This window comes from Caulobacter sp. FV1ye6ST (assembly GCF_058681225.1).
Genome location: NZ_CM178733.1, coordinates 3,494,861 through 3,508,531, shown reverse-complemented (window position 1 = coordinate 3,508,531; position 13,671 = coordinate 3,494,861). Strand labels below are relative to the sequence as shown.

At 68.1% G+C, this 13,671-nt stretch carries 18 protein-coding genes; 8 read left to right on the top strand and 10 right to left on the bottom strand.

All coding sequences use genetic code 11. The features are described from left to right. Positions 1 to 295 precede the first annotated feature (295 nt). Positions 296 to 877, top strand: a complete 582-nt coding sequence (locus tag ACW175_RS16980; RefSeq protein WP_492101186.1) for a YceI family protein — start codon at positions 296 to 298, stop codon at positions 875 to 877. A gap of 21 nt (positions 878 to 898) precedes the next feature. Here the strand turns inward: ACW175_RS16980 and ACW175_RS16975 are convergent, their stop codons facing one another. Continuing rightward, entirely contained in the window at positions 899 to 1,714 is an 816-nt protein-coding gene (locus ACW175_RS16975; RefSeq protein ID WP_492101185.1) for a CAP domain-containing protein, read from the bottom strand. A gap of 53 nt (positions 1,715 to 1,767) precedes the next feature. On the opposite strand from ACW175_RS16975, the gene ACW175_RS16970 reads away from it, so the two are divergent. Continuing rightward, positions 1,768 to 2,328, top strand: a complete 561-nt coding sequence (locus ACW175_RS16970) for a nucleoside 2-deoxyribosyltransferase (RefSeq protein ID WP_492101184.1) — start codon at positions 1,768 to 1,770, stop codon at positions 2,326 to 2,328. 6 nt (positions 2,329 to 2,334) lie between these two features. Here ACW175_RS16970 and ACW175_RS16965 read toward each other — a convergent pair whose 3' ends face one another. Beyond that, positions 2,335 to 3,078, bottom strand: coding sequence for a tRNA1(Val) (adenine(37)-N6)-methyltransferase (locus ACW175_RS16965; RefSeq protein WP_492101183.1), 744 nt, complete (start codon positions 3,076 to 3,078; stop codon positions 2,335 to 2,337). A gap of 98 nt (positions 3,079 to 3,176) precedes the next feature. On the opposite strand from ACW175_RS16965, the gene ACW175_RS16960 reads away from it, so the two are divergent. The 3 genes from ACW175_RS16960 to ACW175_RS16950 all read left to right on the top strand — a co-directional run bounded on the left by ACW175_RS16960 (position 3,177) and on the right by ACW175_RS16950 (position 5,280). Then, positions 3,177 to 4,202: a polyprenyl synthetase family protein gene (locus ACW175_RS16960; protein WP_492101182.1), complete on the top strand. Its 1,026-nt coding sequence runs from the start codon at positions 3,177 to 3,179 to the stop codon at positions 4,200 to 4,202. Further along, the gene (locus ACW175_RS16955) at positions 4,202 to 4,798 is read left to right on the top strand and encodes a hypothetical protein (RefSeq protein ID WP_492101181.1); all 597 of its coding nucleotides are present in this window, start codon (positions 4,202 to 4,204) and stop codon (positions 4,796 to 4,798) included. The genes ACW175_RS16960 and ACW175_RS16955 overlap by 1 nt, the downstream gene beginning before the upstream one ends. Before the next feature lie 95 nt (positions 4,799 to 4,893). Next, positions 4,894 to 5,280, top strand: a complete 387-nt coding sequence (locus tag ACW175_RS16950) for a YccF domain-containing protein (protein ID WP_492101180.1) — start codon at positions 4,894 to 4,896, stop codon at positions 5,278 to 5,280. Positions 5,281 to 5,381: 101 nt separating this feature from the next. Here ACW175_RS16950 and ACW175_RS16945 read toward each other — a convergent pair whose 3' ends face one another. The 5 genes from ACW175_RS16945 to fumC are packed head-to-tail and all read right to left on the bottom strand — an operon-like array spanning position 5,382 to position 8,612. After that, complete coding sequence (locus ACW175_RS16945) at positions 5,382 to 5,621, bottom strand: type II toxin-antitoxin system CcdA family antitoxin (protein ID WP_492101179.1); 240 nt, start codon at positions 5,619 to 5,621, stop codon at positions 5,382 to 5,384. A gap of 35 nt (positions 5,622 to 5,656) precedes the next feature. Next, positions 5,657 to 6,064 (bottom strand): DoxX family protein, encoded by a 408-nt coding sequence (locus ACW175_RS16940; RefSeq protein WP_492101178.1) that lies wholly within the window; start codon positions 6,062 to 6,064, stop codon positions 5,657 to 5,659. Positions 6,065 to 6,101: 37 nt separating this feature from the next. Further along, positions 6,102 to 6,773, bottom strand: a complete 672-nt coding sequence (locus ACW175_RS16935; RefSeq protein ID WP_492101177.1) for a phytanoyl-CoA dioxygenase family protein — start codon at positions 6,771 to 6,773, stop codon at positions 6,102 to 6,104. Between the two features lie 2 nt (positions 6,774 to 6,775). Beyond that, positions 6,776 to 7,213, bottom strand: a complete 438-nt coding sequence (locus ACW175_RS16930; RefSeq protein WP_492101176.1) for a GNAT family N-acetyltransferase — start codon at positions 7,211 to 7,213, stop codon at positions 6,776 to 6,778. A gap of 7 nt (positions 7,214 to 7,220) precedes the next feature. Further along, complete coding sequence (gene fumC, locus ACW175_RS16925; protein ID WP_492101175.1) at positions 7,221 to 8,612, bottom strand: class II fumarate hydratase; 1,392 nt, start codon at positions 8,610 to 8,612, stop codon at positions 7,221 to 7,223. Positions 8,613 to 8,824: 212 nt separating this feature from the next. On the opposite strand from fumC, the gene ACW175_RS16920 reads away from it, so the two are divergent. The 3 genes from ACW175_RS16920 to ACW175_RS16910 all read left to right on the top strand — a co-directional run bounded on the left by ACW175_RS16920 (position 8,825) and on the right by ACW175_RS16910 (position 10,201). Beyond that, entirely contained in the window at positions 8,825 to 9,145 is a 321-nt protein-coding gene (locus ACW175_RS16920) for a YbjQ family protein (RefSeq protein WP_099579900.1), read from the top strand. After that, complete coding sequence (locus ACW175_RS16915) at positions 9,146 to 9,685, top strand: DUF1697 domain-containing protein (RefSeq protein ID WP_492101174.1); 540 nt, start codon at positions 9,146 to 9,148, stop codon at positions 9,683 to 9,685. Between the two features lie 126 nt (positions 9,686 to 9,811). Then, positions 9,812 to 10,201: a RusA family crossover junction endodeoxyribonuclease gene (locus tag ACW175_RS16910; RefSeq protein WP_492101173.1), complete on the top strand. Its 390-nt coding sequence runs from the start codon at positions 9,812 to 9,814 to the stop codon at positions 10,199 to 10,201. Here ACW175_RS16910 and ACW175_RS16905 read toward each other — a convergent pair. The 3 genes from ACW175_RS16905 to ACW175_RS16895 form a co-directional block, all read right to left on the bottom strand. Further along, positions 10,169 to 10,555 carry a hypothetical protein gene (locus ACW175_RS16905; RefSeq protein ID WP_492101172.1) on the bottom strand — a complete coding sequence of 129 codons (387 nt, stop codon included), beginning with the start codon at positions 10,553 to 10,555 and terminating at the stop codon, positions 10,169 to 10,171. The two genes, ACW175_RS16910 and ACW175_RS16905, sit on opposite strands and share 33 nt — an antisense overlap. Positions 10,556 to 10,642: 87 nt before the next feature. After that, positions 10,643 to 12,793 (bottom strand): serine hydrolase domain-containing protein, encoded by a 2,151-nt coding sequence (locus tag ACW175_RS16900; protein WP_492101171.1) that lies wholly within the window; start codon positions 12,791 to 12,793, stop codon positions 10,643 to 10,645. Between the two features lie 79 nt (positions 12,794 to 12,872). After that, the gene (locus ACW175_RS16895) at positions 12,873 to 13,664 is read right to left on the bottom strand and encodes a C13 family peptidase (RefSeq protein WP_492101170.1); all 792 of its coding nucleotides are present in this window, start codon (positions 13,662 to 13,664) and stop codon (positions 12,873 to 12,875) included. Positions 13,665 to 13,671: the final 7 nt, after the last annotated feature.

The following is a 13,671-nucleotide window of genomic DNA, read 5'->3' as shown; positions in this document are numbered from 1 at the left end:
GGCGTCAGTGTTTGAGCTCGGCGGTATCACGTGCTACACAACGTGGCTACACAGCGGGAGAATGCTGCGTTTTAAACCCTTGAATTTGCTGTATCTCTGCGCGACATGATGCCCTGGATCGCCAAGAACAAGCTGGTCGACCAGGCCAAGAACTAATCTACGGTCTACCCACTAAATCCCACGAAGCCCTCGGCCCTCCCAAGGCCGGGGGCTTTTCGTTTGTGGCTTGCGTGGCGAGGCCGCGCGCGGAAAGGTCCGCCCCAGGTCCCGCCTGGGGACGCGAGGGAAAACGCCCATGAAACGCCTGCTCGCCGCCGTGATCGCCGGCGCCGCCCTGACGGCCGCCGCCGCCCCCACCTTCGCCGCCGAGGTCGCCTATAAGCTCGACACGGCCCACACCGAGACCAGCTTCTCGATCGACCGTTTCGGCTTCACCTCGATCCTGGGCATCTTCGCCAAGTCCGAAGGCACGATCTGGCTGGACGAGGCCGCCCCCGAGAAGTCGCGGGTCGAGGCCACGGTGTCCGTAGACAGCCTGCTGACCGCCAATCCGACCCGTGACGAGCACATCAAGGGCGAGCGCTGGCTGAACGCCGCCAAGAGCCCGGACATGACCTTCAAGTCGACCAAGGTCGTCAAGACCGGCGCCGACACGGCCAAGGTCACCGGCGACATGACGATCATGGGCGTGACTCAACCGGTCACCCTGGACGTCAAGCTGAACAAGATCGGCACGGGGCCGATGGGTCCGAAGAAGATGGCCGGCTTCACCATCACGGGCTCGATCAGCCGGAAGGCCTTCGGCAGCGCCGGCGGCGCGGGCGCGATCGGCGACAACGTCGCGATCCGCATCGAGACGCTGGCGGTGGCGCAGTAGCACCGCGTGGGGTAGCGCGAGCTACCCCAGCACGAACACCGGCCCCCAGGCCACCTCATAGCGATGGTCGCCCGTCGACAGGTGCGGGCGAAGTTGCCAGGCGCCGGGGGCGAGCACGCTTTCGGGACGGCCCTCGACATAGGTCGTGGTCAGGATCTCACCGCCGGGCTCGGACACCGAGAACTGCTGGATAGCGGGCGCGGCGTGCGACAGGGCCGCGGCGATGGTGTCGGCCGAGGCCACTCGCAGCGGCGCGGGCGCGGCCAGGCGCGCGGCGACTTCCGCATAGGCCCCGACGGCGATGACCCGCTGGCCTTGGCGATAGACGCCGTAGCCGACATGGGTGAAGCCTGGGGCCACCAGGTTGGCGCGGTGGCCGGGGCTGGTGCGCCACTGTTCCATGATCTGTTCGGGTCGCACGATGGTGGACACATTGCGGCGCATGGCGATGTTTTCGCCCGGCGCGCCCACCAGGTCGCGCGCCAGCAGGCCGACACGGCCAGCGGGGGAATAGCCCTCGCGCGTCATGTGGTCGAAGTCGCCGGTCACGGCCATGTCGGCGGCGTGGGCGCGCGCGGCCAGGGCCAGGCCCTTGTCCCAGACGAGCGCGCGCGGTCCCTGGCGGTCGCGGAAGATGTTGTTGAGGTCGAACAGGGTCTGCTCGAAGTCTGGGTCGAAATCGCCGCCCTCGGGCGGATCGGCTAGCAGGCCCCGCAAGCGGCCGTCATAGGCGATCCACGGTTGGGGCGATGCGGCGAAGCCCGGCGTGGCGAAAAGCGGCGCGGCGGCCAGGGCCAGGCCGCCGGTCAACAAGGTTCTGCGCGCGATCGATGCCATTGAATCTCCGACATACATTGACAGCGAGGGTCCGGGACCAGACCTAAGAGGGTATGCGCCCAGTCCGTTCCCTTTGGCTCGCCGGCCCTGAACTCTGGCTTCCTGACAGCGAAGTCCAGGCGGCGCGTCAGCGCGCCCTGTGCCTGGAGACCGGCCTGGAGGCCATTGTTCCCACCCGCCTGCCGCCCGGCGAGGACGGCGACGAGATGGCGGCACGTGAATTCTATGCCGCCCGCATGGCGCAATTGCGCCAGGCCGATGCGGCCGTGGTCAACCTGACGCCGTTCCGCGGGCCGTCGGCCGATACGGCGACGGTGTTCGAAGCCGGTGTCCTGGCGGGCCTGGGCCGGCCGATCTTCGCCTATCTGAACGTCACCAGCGAGGTCCAGGCCGAGTATGTCGCCCGGGTCGACACCCTGTTGGGCGCGACCCTGGACGCCACGCGGGTCTGGCGCGACGGCGACGGCTGCGTGATCGAGGATAATGGACTGCCCGAGACCGTCATGCTGTGGGGCGAGGCCCGGCGGCTGTTCGTGATCGTCACCCAGGACCCGTTGCGCGACCTGACGGGCCTGGAGCTGTGTCTCGAAGCCCTGGCGCTCTACGCGGAATAGGCGACTTCACCACCCCAGCGCCGCTTCCCCGCGCAGAATCGCTTCGGCCTCGGCCGAATGCTTGCCGACCTCGCGGTCGTGCAGGACGAGCGGCGGCAGCAGAACGAGCGGCGCCTTGCCCGTCTTGATCGCCCGCACGATCACCCGCTTGGCCGGGGCGTCGGCGAAGGGGGCGATAGGGCGTATCCTGAACGATCCCGCCTTGGGAGCCAGCTGTTCGAGAAGGTCGGCCAGGCGGTCGGCGCGGTGGATGAGGGTGATCGTACCGCCCTCGCGCACGGCCTTCAGGCAAAAGCCGGTCCAGGCGGCCAGGCCGCCGTCTGCGATCCAGGCGCCGCTCTTGGCCGGCGCCGGCGCGCGCAAGGCCGCCGGGTCGTCGAAAAAGGGCGGATTGGTCATCACCGCGTCGAAGACGGGCAGGGCCAGGGCGCGGAAGCCGGCTTCGACATCGCCTTCCGTCACGCTGACGCGGCCGTCCAGGCCGTTGAGCGCGGCGTTGCCGGCGGCCAGGGCGGCGGCGGCGGAATCACGCTCAATGCCCTGGAAGATCGCCTCCGGCCGGCGAGTCGCCGCCGCCAGCAGAGCCCCGCCGACCCCGCAGCCGGGCTCGATCACGCGTTGGCCGGGCAGGGCGTCGCAGGCGGCCGCCAGCAGGGCCGCGTCCATGCCGGCCCTGTATCCGTCGGGCCTCTGGCGAAGCCGCACGCGGCCGCCCAGAACCCGATCCTCCGTCACCTGCTGGTCGTCCAATGCTTTCTAGGCCTTGTGCTCGCCTTGACCCTGACCTATCCCGCCACCATTGTCCCTCGCAATGGTTCGTGGGGGGCCGCCGTAAGGAGATCATGGTCTTGGACGTAGCCGCAGCGACCCTCACCCGTAAGTCGGGTTCGGTGGATCGTCTCGTGCGCCTCGCCGAGGCCGACATGAAGGGCGTCAACGCCCTGATCACCGATCGCATGCAGAGCGACGTGGCGATCATCCCGGCGCTGGCCGAGCATCTGATCGCCGCCGGCGGCAAGCGCCTGCGGCCGCTGCTGACCGTGGCCGCCGCGCGTCTGGCCCGTACGAGTGGAGATGGGGCCGACAACGACCACTGCCTGAAGCTGGCCGCGGCTGTCGAGTTCATCCACACCGCCACCCTGCTGCACGACGACGTCGTCGATGGCAGCCAGCTGCGTCGCGGCAAGGTCGCCGCGCACCTGATCTGGGGCGCGGCCCAGAGCGTGCTGGTCGGCGACTTCCTGTTCGCCCGCGCCTTCGAGCTGATGGTCGAGACCAACTCGATGAAGGCGCTGGAGATCCTGGCCCGCGCCAGCCGGGTCATCGCCGAGGGCGAAGTGCTGCAGCTGATGCGCAGCCACGACCTGAACCTGTCGCAGGCGGTCTATCTCGAGATCATCCAGGCCAAGACCGCCGAGTTGTTCGCCGCGGCCTCCGAGGCCGGCGCGGTCTCGGCCGGCGTCGACGCCGCCAAGACCGACGCCCTGAAGGCCTATGGCCTGAACCTCGGCTTGGCCTTCCAGCTGGTCGACGACGCCCTGGACTACGGCGGCACCACCGAGACGCTTGGCAAGAACGCCGGCGACGACTTCCGCGAAGGCAAGGCGACCCTGCCGCTGTTGCTGGCCATCGCCCGCTCCGGTCCTCGCGAGGCCGAGTTCTGGGAGCGCGCCATCGGCCGTCGCGAACAGACCGAAGCCGACTTCCGCCGCGCCCGCGAGCTGATTGTAGGCTCGGGCGCTCTGGACGCCACGCTCGACCTTGCCGCCGACTATGCCGACAAGGCCAAGGTGGCTTTGGCGATCTTCCCGGCCAACGACTGGCGCGAAGCGCTGGAAGACCTGGCCGATTTCGCGGTCAGTCGCAGGGCCTGATGTTCAAGCGGAAGTCACCCTCCTACGGCGGACTTCCTCCCGTGCGGCCCGGCGAGCCCCTGCCGCGCCTGCTGACCATCGTCGCGACATCGCCGGAGAATCCCGGCGGCGATCCCAATATCCGGCCGCACGAGGCTGGCGAGGTCGCCGGCAAGGTGATCGGCGGCGGCCTGGGCCTGCTGGTCGGCGCTCTGCTGATCATCCTGATGCTGGGTCCGATCCTTTGGGTCCCCTTGTGGGCGGGACTGCGGGTCGCGCGACTCGCGCCCGACCCCCTGTGGGCGTGGCTGGCCGGCCTGGCCGTGGGCGTGCTGGCCGCGCTCTTCCAGGCCTGGCTGCTGATCCAGCGCAGCCCGATCGTGCGCTACCCGATCGTGGCCCTGTTCGCCCTGATCTGGGTCGGCGGCCTGTGGCTGGAATTCACCTCGCCACGCCACGACTGGATCACCACCGCGCCGGCCCTGCATATGCCGGGCGCCTGGAGCTGGGCGTTGATCGGCGTCGGAACCGTGCTCTATGCCGGCATCTACCTCCTGACGATCGGCCGCCTTGGCAAGGGGCGGTGGGCGCGCAAATGGCAGTTGATCAAGTCCTAGCCGAGATGTGAATTCGCCGTAACGCCCTTCACAGAAAGGGCGGTCGGGGCCACGTCTAGGGCCTGGGCGCTTCGCCTTCTTGGGGACTTTTGGACGTGATTCGTTTCATCCTGAACGTGCTGTGGTTCTTCTTCGGCGGTCTGGTCACCGGCCTGGGCTGGTTGCTGGCCGGCGTGCTCCTGGCGATCACCATCGTAGGCCTGCCCTATGCTGGCGCGGCCTTCCGGATCGCGGGCTTCGCCTTCTGGCCGTTCGGCAAGGAGATCGTCCACCGCGAGGCCGGGCTGGCGTCGGGCCCGCTGGGCCTGGTGCTGAATGTGATCTGGTTCGTCCTGGCCGGATGGTGGCTGGCCCTGGGTCACGTTTTGGTCGCCGCCGCGGAGGCGATCACGATCATCGGCATCCCGTTCGCGATCAAAGACCTGCAACTGGCCTACATCGCCTTGGCGCCCATCGGCCGGGACGTGGTGCGGGTCGACTAGAAGCCGGTGAACAGTCGGTCGAGCGCGCGGCGGATGGCGTCCTCGTGCTCGACCAAGCTGCCGGAGACGGGTTCGCATAGGCGTCGAACTGTCTCAAACTATCACTTTCTGAAGTGGTCCGAGATTAGTCCACGTCGAGCGATGCGGGCATTATGGTCCGCGATCGCCTCGGCGTTCTCTTCAGCCCAGCGCCGGGCGCGTTCCTCGGCTCCGGCAGGATCCACCTTCTGAAGGTGCAACCGCAGCCGCGTCTCGCTCATGCCGGAGTCGGAGAGACCCAGTCGCTTGGCCTGGGCCAGCAGTTCGGGGCCGATGCCGAGGTCGAGTTCGGGCGCGTCCATAGGCGGAGCATAACGCGGTTTAGGCTGACGGGAAATCAGACCGCCCCGCGTCGGCGGAATGGCCAGTCGATCACCCCCGCCGTCCACAGCGGCGCCCAGATAAAGAACGGCTGCAGCAGCAGTAGACGCGGCGCGTGGTACCACCACGAACTCGGCAGCGGCGGGACGGGGACGCCGCTCACGGCGTGCCAGATGTTGGCCGGCCAGACGCAGACGGCGTAGAGCGCCAGCATGATCGCGGCCAGTCGCCGGGTCTTCGGGATCAGCAGCCCGATCGCCCCGGCGATCTCGCAAAGCCCGGTGAAGACCACCACCTCACGCGGAAAAGGAATCCCCGGCGGCATGATCGCCAGAAAGCCATGCGGCGCGAGCACGTGAAGCAGGCCGAACGGCGCGTAGATGGCCGCGAGCAGCAGGCGGACGAGGTTACGAGCGGTGGGCACAATGACCCAACGCGCGAAGAGACCTGAAGGTGAATCTTCAGCCGACACCAAGCCATTCCAAGCCGTCTGGCAAATCGAAATCGGCGTAGTCGACCTGCAGCACGCGTCGCCGGCGCGGCGGCTCGGCGCGGTCAGAGGCGTGCAGGATCGGCGTCGAATACGCCCAGACATCGGCGGTGTCCGCCAGGCAGACCAACTCGGGCAGGGCTTCGGCCTCTCGCGCCGCCGTCTCGGCCGGGACACGGCCCAGGCGATGGGAGCCGAGCGCGACCCTTAGTGGAGCGTTGCCGCTGTCGACGGGATCGAGATGGGCGCGGACGGTGAGCATTCGGGCCAGCACCTCGAACGGCGGGGCGACGTGCAGGGCGCCGTCCTTGATCGACCAAGGGCCGAAGCCCTCGACCTCGCGACGTTCCCGCACCGGGATCACGCGATCCTGGTGCCAGGCGACGATCCAATTGGCCTCGGGCGTCTTGTCGAACATCACCGCCCGCACCGGCCGTGCGGCATCTGAGGTCAGCCGCGCGGCCAGAGCGCCGACGGGGCCTTCGGGCGAAAGAGCCTGGGCGAGGACGGCATGGCCCCGCAGGCGGGCGCCGGGCCGCTTGCCGACGGTGTCGTTGGCCAACGCGCGCAGGCTCTGGATCTGGTCGTCGGAGAGCAAGGCAGGGGAGAGCACCGCGCCGTCGCGGTCGAGCGCCTCACGCATCGTCACGTCGTCCGTAGCACATGGGTCCATGGACCCGTCGTGTCGCAGACAAACCCCTGTGCTTCCCAGAACGCTCGGGAGGCCTGCGAGGCCCCGGCGTCGACCGTAAGCAGCCCAACGCCATCGAAGCCCTCGTGGATCAGCGCCGAGGCGAGGGCGGTCGCTACACCCCGGCGGCGCATCGCCGGGCGGACGTAGAAGCAGCGCAAGCAGCCCGCCGGCTCGGGCGCGGCGGGTTCGACGCCGAGCGCGCCGATCCCCGCCAGTTCTCCGACCATGAACGCGGCGAGGATGGCCTCGCCGTCGTCCTGGAAGCGCACGCCCTTCGCCCAGCCGTCCGCCAGCAGGGCCATGTCGCGCACGCCTTCGCCGGAGGCCTCGGCGACCAGGTCGTCGAAGCCGTCCCGCGGCTCGTCGAAGAGGCGAACGAGCTGGAGCAAGTCAGCCTCAGCCCGGCGAGACCATCTTTTCCGGGCGGACGTACTGGTCGAACTCCTCGTTCGTCAGGTAGCCGCCGCCGACGGCTTCCTCGCGCAGCGTGGTGCCGTTCTTGTGGGCCGTCTTGGCGATCTTGGCGCAGATGTCATAGCCGAGGCGGCCGTTCAGGGCCGTGACCAGCATCAGGCTGTTCTCGACGCCCTTCTTGATGTTGTCGACGCGGGGCTCGATGCCGACCACGCAGTTGTCGGTGAAGCTGATCGCCGCGTCGGCCAGCAGGCGGACCGACTGCAGGAAGTTGTAGGCCATCACCGGATTGTAGACGTTCAGCTCGAAGTGGCCCTGGCTGCCGGCGAAGGTCAGGGCGGCGTTGTTGCCGAACACCTGCACGCAGACCTGGGTGAGGGCCTCGCACTGGGTCGGGTTGACCTTGCCCGGCATGATCGACGAACCCGGCTCGTTTTCCGGCAGCGAGAGCTCGCCGAGGCCGGCGCGCGGGCCCGAACCCAGGAAGCGGATGTCGTTGGCGATCTTGAACAGGCTGGCGGCGACCGTGTTGATGGCGCCGTGGCTGAACACCATGGCGTCGTGGGCGGCCAGGGCCTCGAACTTGTTCGGAGCCGTCGTGAATTCCAGGCCGGTGATCGCGGCTATGGCCTCGGCCACGCCCTCGGCGAAGCCAATGGGGGCGTTCAGGCCGGTGCCGACGGCGGTGCCGCCCTGAGCCAGCTGCATCAGCTTGGGCAGGGTGCTCTCAATGCGCTCGATGCCGTTGGCGACCTGCTGGGTGTAGCCGCCGAATTCCTGGCCCAGGGTCAGGGGCGTGGCGTCCTGGGTGTGGGTGCGGCCGATCTTGATGATGTCGGCCCAGGCCTTGGTCTTGGCGTCCAGGGCGGCGTGCAGATGCTTCAGGGCCGGCAGCAGGTCGTGGACGATCTGTTCGGCGCAGGCCACGTGCATGGCCGTCGGATAGGTGTCGTTCGACGACTGGCTCATATTGACGTGGTCGTTCGGATGGACGGGCTTCTTGGAGCCCATCTCGCCGCCCAGCATCTCGATCGCGCGGTTCGAGATCACCTCGTTGGCGTTCATGTTCGACTGGGTGCCCGAACCCGTCTGCCAGACGACGAGCGGGAAGTGATCGTTCAGCTTGCCGTCGATCACTTCGTTGGCGGCCGCGATGATCGTCTCGGCGATCTTGGCGTCCAGCTTCCCCAGCTTCAGGTTGGTCTCGGCGGCGGCGCGCTTGACGATGCCCAGGGCGCGGACGACCGGCAGGGGCTGCTTCTCCCAGCCAATCTTGAAGTTGCCCAGGCTGCGCTGAGCTTGCGCGCCCCAATAGCGGTCTGCGGCGACTTCGATCGGGCCAAAGGTGTCGGTCTCGATGCGCGTGGCGGTCATGCGGCGATCTCCGGAAAAACGGTCGAGCGCGGTCTAGACCCTGGGGCGAAGGTTCGCAACGTATGGCGCCGCGTAGAGCCTGTCCGGCTTGGATGAAATCATCCAAACCGGAAAAACAGGCTCTATCTCCAATATTCGGAGCGCGTCAGGCGAAACCGACTGACGCGCGCCGGGGCCGTTCGTTATATCCAGGGTGACCTCAGGAGAGCCCCATGCTCGTCGCAACGACCAACGATCTCGTCGGCTATCGCATCGTGGAGCACCTGGGGCTTGTAAGGGGCGTCACCGTCCGCTCGCGCAGCGTGATCGGCAATATCGGCGGCTCGATCCAGTCGATCTTCGGCGGCAACCTGTCGATCTATACCAGCCTGGCCGAGACGGCCCGGCAGGAAGCCTATGACCTCCTGGTCCAGCACGCCCGCGAGGTCGGCGCCAACGCCATCCTGGCCATGCGCTACGACGCCAACGAGATCATGGAAGGCATCACCGAGGTTCTAGCCTACGGCACCGCGGTGCGCGTCGAGGCGCTGTAGGTGGCGGCGTTCGTCGCGTTCCCGCGCTCGATCAACACCGGCAAGCGCAAGGTGCTGAAGGAAGACCTGCTGGGCATCGCCAAGGACGTCGGCTTCAAGGAGGCCAAGACCTATCTAGCCAGCGGCAACCTGCTGCTGTGGGGCGACCATGTCGGCGGCGCGGCCCTGGAGCGAGCGCTTGAGGACGCTCTGGAAGCCCGCATCGGCCTGCGCACCGACTTTATGGTCCGGGCGCCGGGGGACCTGCGGACGATCATCGACGGCAACCCGTTCAAGGTCGAAGCCGAGGACCATCCTAGCCACGTGATCGTCAATTTCCTCAAGGTCCCGCTGCCGGCCGGCGACGAGGAGATCCTGCGCGCGGCCAACACGGGGCCCGAACGGTTCGCGGTCGCGGCGCGGGAACTCTATATCGATTTTCCGATCAGCATCGCCGACTCGCTGCTGGATCGGGACTGGAAGAAGACCAAGCGCAACCCGGTCGGCACGACGCGGAACTGGAACACGGTTCTGAAGCTGGCCGAGCTGATCGGCGGCTAGGCGCTCGGCGTGGAGAACGCGCCCGATCCTTATCCGGCTTCCCTTGCCAGCGCGGTTCTGGTTCTTGGCCTGATCACCGTGACCCTTATCCCGCCGCACCGCGTGGGATGCACCTGAGGCTCTGATTTGCTCGAAGACGACTGGACCCACCACGGCAAGGTCCGCGCCCGCGAGGTCGGGGGCGAGTTGACCATCGTGGTCGACGGCCTGACCACACAGGGCAAGTACTACAAGCCGCTGATCTACGAGTTCTTCCGCAAGTCCTGGCGCGGCTCGCGCCCGGCCTGGGGCGAATTCAGTGTCGAGATCGGCATGGAGTATCTGGGCGAGCCGCCCTGGATGGACCTGGACAACCTGGCCAAGGCCTTGCTGGACGCCATCAAGGGCTATGCCTTCCACGACGACGCCCAGGTCGCCCGGCTGCTGGTCGAAAGGCGTCCGGGCGAGCGCGAGCGGATCATCATCCAGGTGCGCAAGCTGAACTCAGGCCTTATGCGGCGCACGCTCGAAGACTGACGCGGCCACGGCGACGTACAGCACCACCAGAAACGCGCCATAGCGGCCGACGCTCACCGGATCGCCGGTCGGCATCACCTCGGCATAGCGCGAGACCACCAGGCCTCCGGCGACGAGGCCGGGCGTCGAGAACAGGATCATCGCGAACAGACGGCGGCGGCGCGGCGTGTGCGTCAGCCGCGCCACCGCCTGGAAGGCGAACGTCACCGCGGCGGCCGCCGCGAACGCGTTGAGCGCATAGAACCAGAAGGCGCTTTCCAGAAGCCCCCCACCGAAAGCGGCATAGAACAGGGTGGCCGCCGACCAGGCCGCCAGCCCCGTTCCCCCAAACGCCAGACCGTCCAGTTTTGACACGTCGCGTCTCCCTCGCTCGTCTCCTGGAACGCTGATCTGCAAGGCAGGCGCCGGGAACGAGACGGGGGAGAGGACCGTGACGGAGGATTAGCTCTTGGGCAGCAGGTAGCCCCACAGGCCCAAGAGCACGCTGAGCAGAATGAACAGCAGGGCGGTGAAGGTGAAGGCCAGCTTGCGGCTGCTGCTCCAGCTGTCGACCCGGCGGCCGCCACGCCAGACCATCGGCAGGACGCCCAGGGTCATGACGCTGAGAGCCGCGGCGACCAGGGCGCAGGCCGAGCCGCTCAGCAGCCAGCCCGAGGGCCAGCCGAAGAACACGGTGGTCTGGTCCGAGGCCTTGGCCGCGAACACGCCCATGCAGCCGGCCGAGATCAGCCACAGCACCGCCTGCATGGTCTGCATCTGGGCGGCGCGCGCCTGGACCGGGGTCTGACGGGCCTCGCGGCGGTTGCGGAACAGGACGCCCAGGATGGTGGCCACGCTGGCGAAGCCCGCGATGATCGCCGTCCAGCTCAACAGGCCGGCCGAACGGAAGAAGCTGATCCGCTCGTAGGTCGAGAGGCCTCGCGCGGCGTAGAAGCGCGAAGGCCGGTCGCCGTTGGCGTCGAACACCAGCATCAGCGGTCCGTCGACGGCCTTGAACACGCCGGGGCGGCCCGTGCCGTTGTAGAGGCTGCTGACGCCGCCCTCGGTCACGGTCAGGCGGCCGTCGGCGGTGGCGCGGACATTCGCTCGGCCAATGATCCGGTTGGTGAAGCCCTCCAGCCCGCTATAGGCGCGGCGGGTGGTCAGGTAGTCGCCCTCATAGGCCTTGGCCTGCTCATAGCTGATGGCGCTGTCGGCCGGAACGGCCGGGGCGGGGGCGTAGAAGTGCTCGACGATCGTCGCGGGCAGGGTGGCGGGCAGGTTCGCGCCGCTGTCGGTATTGACCGAGACGAAGATGCCCAGGCCCAGGTCCGGCACGATCACCATGTTGGAGTAGAAGTAGAGCGTGGCGCCCTGGTGACCGTAGCCGCGGCGGTTGCCGGGCATCGGGTTGTCCTGGAAGCCGGCGTTCCAGCCGGCGGCTTCTGGCGCGGGGCGGTACATCGGCGTGCGGAAGGCCTGTGCGGTCTTGGGTGAGAAGATGGTCTTGCCGTCGATCACGCCGCTGTTCAGCAGCAGGGTCATGTAGCGCGCCATGTCGCCGGCCGTGCTCGAAGCCGAAGCGGCGGGCGCCACCTGACCCATGAACTCGCGCGGCTGGGTCTTCCAGCCCATCGGCGTCCACGAGAAGCCGTCCGAAAGATCGGCGGCCAGGGTCTCGTTCATCGGCGCGGGCAGGCCGTCCCGCCACGGACGAGCCTCGCGGAAGGTCGTGTGGTTCATGCCGGCCGGCAGGATGATCTCTTCGCTGACCAGCTGCTCGTAGGGCTTGCCCGTGACGTTGGCGACAGCGGCGCCGGCCAGGGCCGCGCCATAGTTGGAATAGCTGGGCAGCAGGCCGGGTTCGCGCACCCGGCGCGGACGCTCCTGGCGCAGATAGTCCGCCAGGGTGCGGACCCGGCTGGGGTCGCGCTCGAAGAGCTGGCCCAAGGCCCGATCCTCGAACCCGCCAGTGTGGGTCATCAGGTCGCGCAGGCGCACCTGGGTCTTCTTGCCCTGGTCCTTGAGCTGCAGCGGCTCGGGCAGATAGAGGTTCACGGGGCCGTCGAGGCGCATGTGGCCGGCCTCGATCTCGTTCATCAGGGTGATCCAGGTGAACGTCTTGGAGATCGAGGCGACACGGAACAGGGTCTTGTCCGGATCGACGGGCTTGCGCTGACCGAGGTTCGAGAAGCCGTAGCCCTTCTTCAGCACGACCTGGCCGTTCTGGACCACGGACAGGGTGACGCCGGCGATGTGGTCGCGGCTCATCGCGCGGCGGACCACGCCGTCGACGAAGGCTTCCAGTTCCGGCGTCGACATCGGCGTGCTGACGGTCGGCGTCGGGATGGCGGGCGCGACTGGAACCGGCGTCGCTACGGCGGCGGTCGGTGTCGCGACGGGGCGAGGCGGTGTCACTGCCCTAACGACTGGACGGGGCCGCACCCGGCGCGGTCGCAGGCTGTTATAGGGGCGAGGGGCGGAATTCAGCGTCGGCTCGCTCGCGACCGAGGGGGGCGACGCGTCCTGCGCCCGCGCCTCCGATCCCGTGATCGACCATAGTGCGATGAAGGCCGCCGCGAGGGCGGCTGCGGGCGATACGCGCGACGTCAACGATGTCCCCTGGGTAAAGCGGAAGAACCCCTAGGGCTGGTGTAACGTGCTGGGCGCGAGGGTCAAACCCGATAACCGGTCAATCTAGTTTGGTTTTCCGATTGAACGCGTAGAGCGGCAGCATCGGCCGCAGGGCTGGGCCGATCCACACCTGCGGCTCGGAGGCCGGTTCCGCCCCCATCTCCTTCTCGCGGCGCGCCACGCAGGCCTGGACGCCCGCGCCCAAGGCCGCGAAGTCGTGCGCGCTGGGCGCCGCCGCCAGGAAGCAGTCGTCGAAATAGGGGTACTTGTCGTCCTCGCCGCAGCCGAACGAGGCGCGGTCGGGGCGGGCTGCGGTCAGGATCAGGCGGTCGGTTTTCCGCAACGGCGGGATAAAGACGCCCGAAAAACAGGCGGAAATCACCACCACGCTGGGGCGGCTGGGACAGGCGTCGTCCAGCAGGGCGGCCAGCAATTGCGGGCGCAGCATCTGCTGACCCAGAATCACGCCGTCCGGATCGCCATGGGTGCTGATGTAGAATAGGCATCCCGCGGAGGCTGTCGAAGCCTGGGCCTTGAGGGCGTTGTAGATGGTACGGGCTTCCGACTTGCCGGGGGCGTCCTTTGGATAGCGCTCGGGGTGCACCGAGAACTGCCGGATCGCGGCCTTGTCGAAACCCAGTTCGACCAGCGCCTTGGAGACGTCGCGGCGGGCGTTGTCGAAGGCCTCGGTCGGGCCGCCGGAATGGGCGTGGAAATCGCCGGCCACTACGACCGCGCTCCAGTTGGCGAACGGTCCCGCGGGCTTGAGCGCCTGGGCGGCGACCGGTGCGGACGAAAGCTGGGCGAGCAGGAAAGCCAGAACTCCGATGACCGCCGCCGTCCCCCGCATGGCCCAA

Excerpts from the sequence above, each read along its gene's own strand:
- ACW175_RS16980 (WP_492101186.1), top strand. The coding sequence starts at position 296 with ATGAAACGCCTGCTCGCCGCCGTGATCGCCGGCGCCGCCCTGACGGCC.
- ACW175_RS16975 (WP_492101185.1), bottom strand. The coding sequence starts at position 1,714 with ATGGCATCGATCGCGCGCAGAACCTTGTTGACCGGCGGCCTGGCCCTG.
- ACW175_RS16970 (WP_492101184.1), top strand. The coding sequence starts at position 1,768 with ATGCGCCCAGTCCGTTCCCTTTGGCTCGCCGGCCCTGAACTCTGGCTT.
- ACW175_RS16955 (WP_492101181.1), top strand. The coding sequence starts at position 4,202 with ATGTTCAAGCGGAAGTCACCCTCCTACGGCGGACTTCCTCCCGTGCGG.
- ACW175_RS16945 (WP_492101179.1), bottom strand. The coding sequence starts at position 5,621 with ATGGACGCGCCCGAACTCGACCTCGGCATCGGCCCCGAACTGCTGGCC.
- ACW175_RS16935 (WP_492101177.1), bottom strand. The coding sequence starts at position 6,773 with ATGCGTGAGGCGCTCGACCGCGACGGCGCGGTGCTCTCCCCTGCCTTG.
- fumC (WP_492101175.1), bottom strand. The coding sequence starts at position 8,612 with ATGACCGCCACGCGCATCGAGACCGACACCTTTGGCCCGATCGAAGTC.
- ACW175_RS16920 (WP_099579900.1), top strand. The coding sequence starts at position 8,825 with ATGCTCGTCGCAACGACCAACGATCTCGTCGGCTATCGCATCGTGGAG.
- ACW175_RS16895 (WP_492101170.1), bottom strand. The coding sequence starts at position 13,664 with ATGCGGGGGACGGCGGCGGTCATCGGAGTTCTGGCTTTCCTGCTCGCC.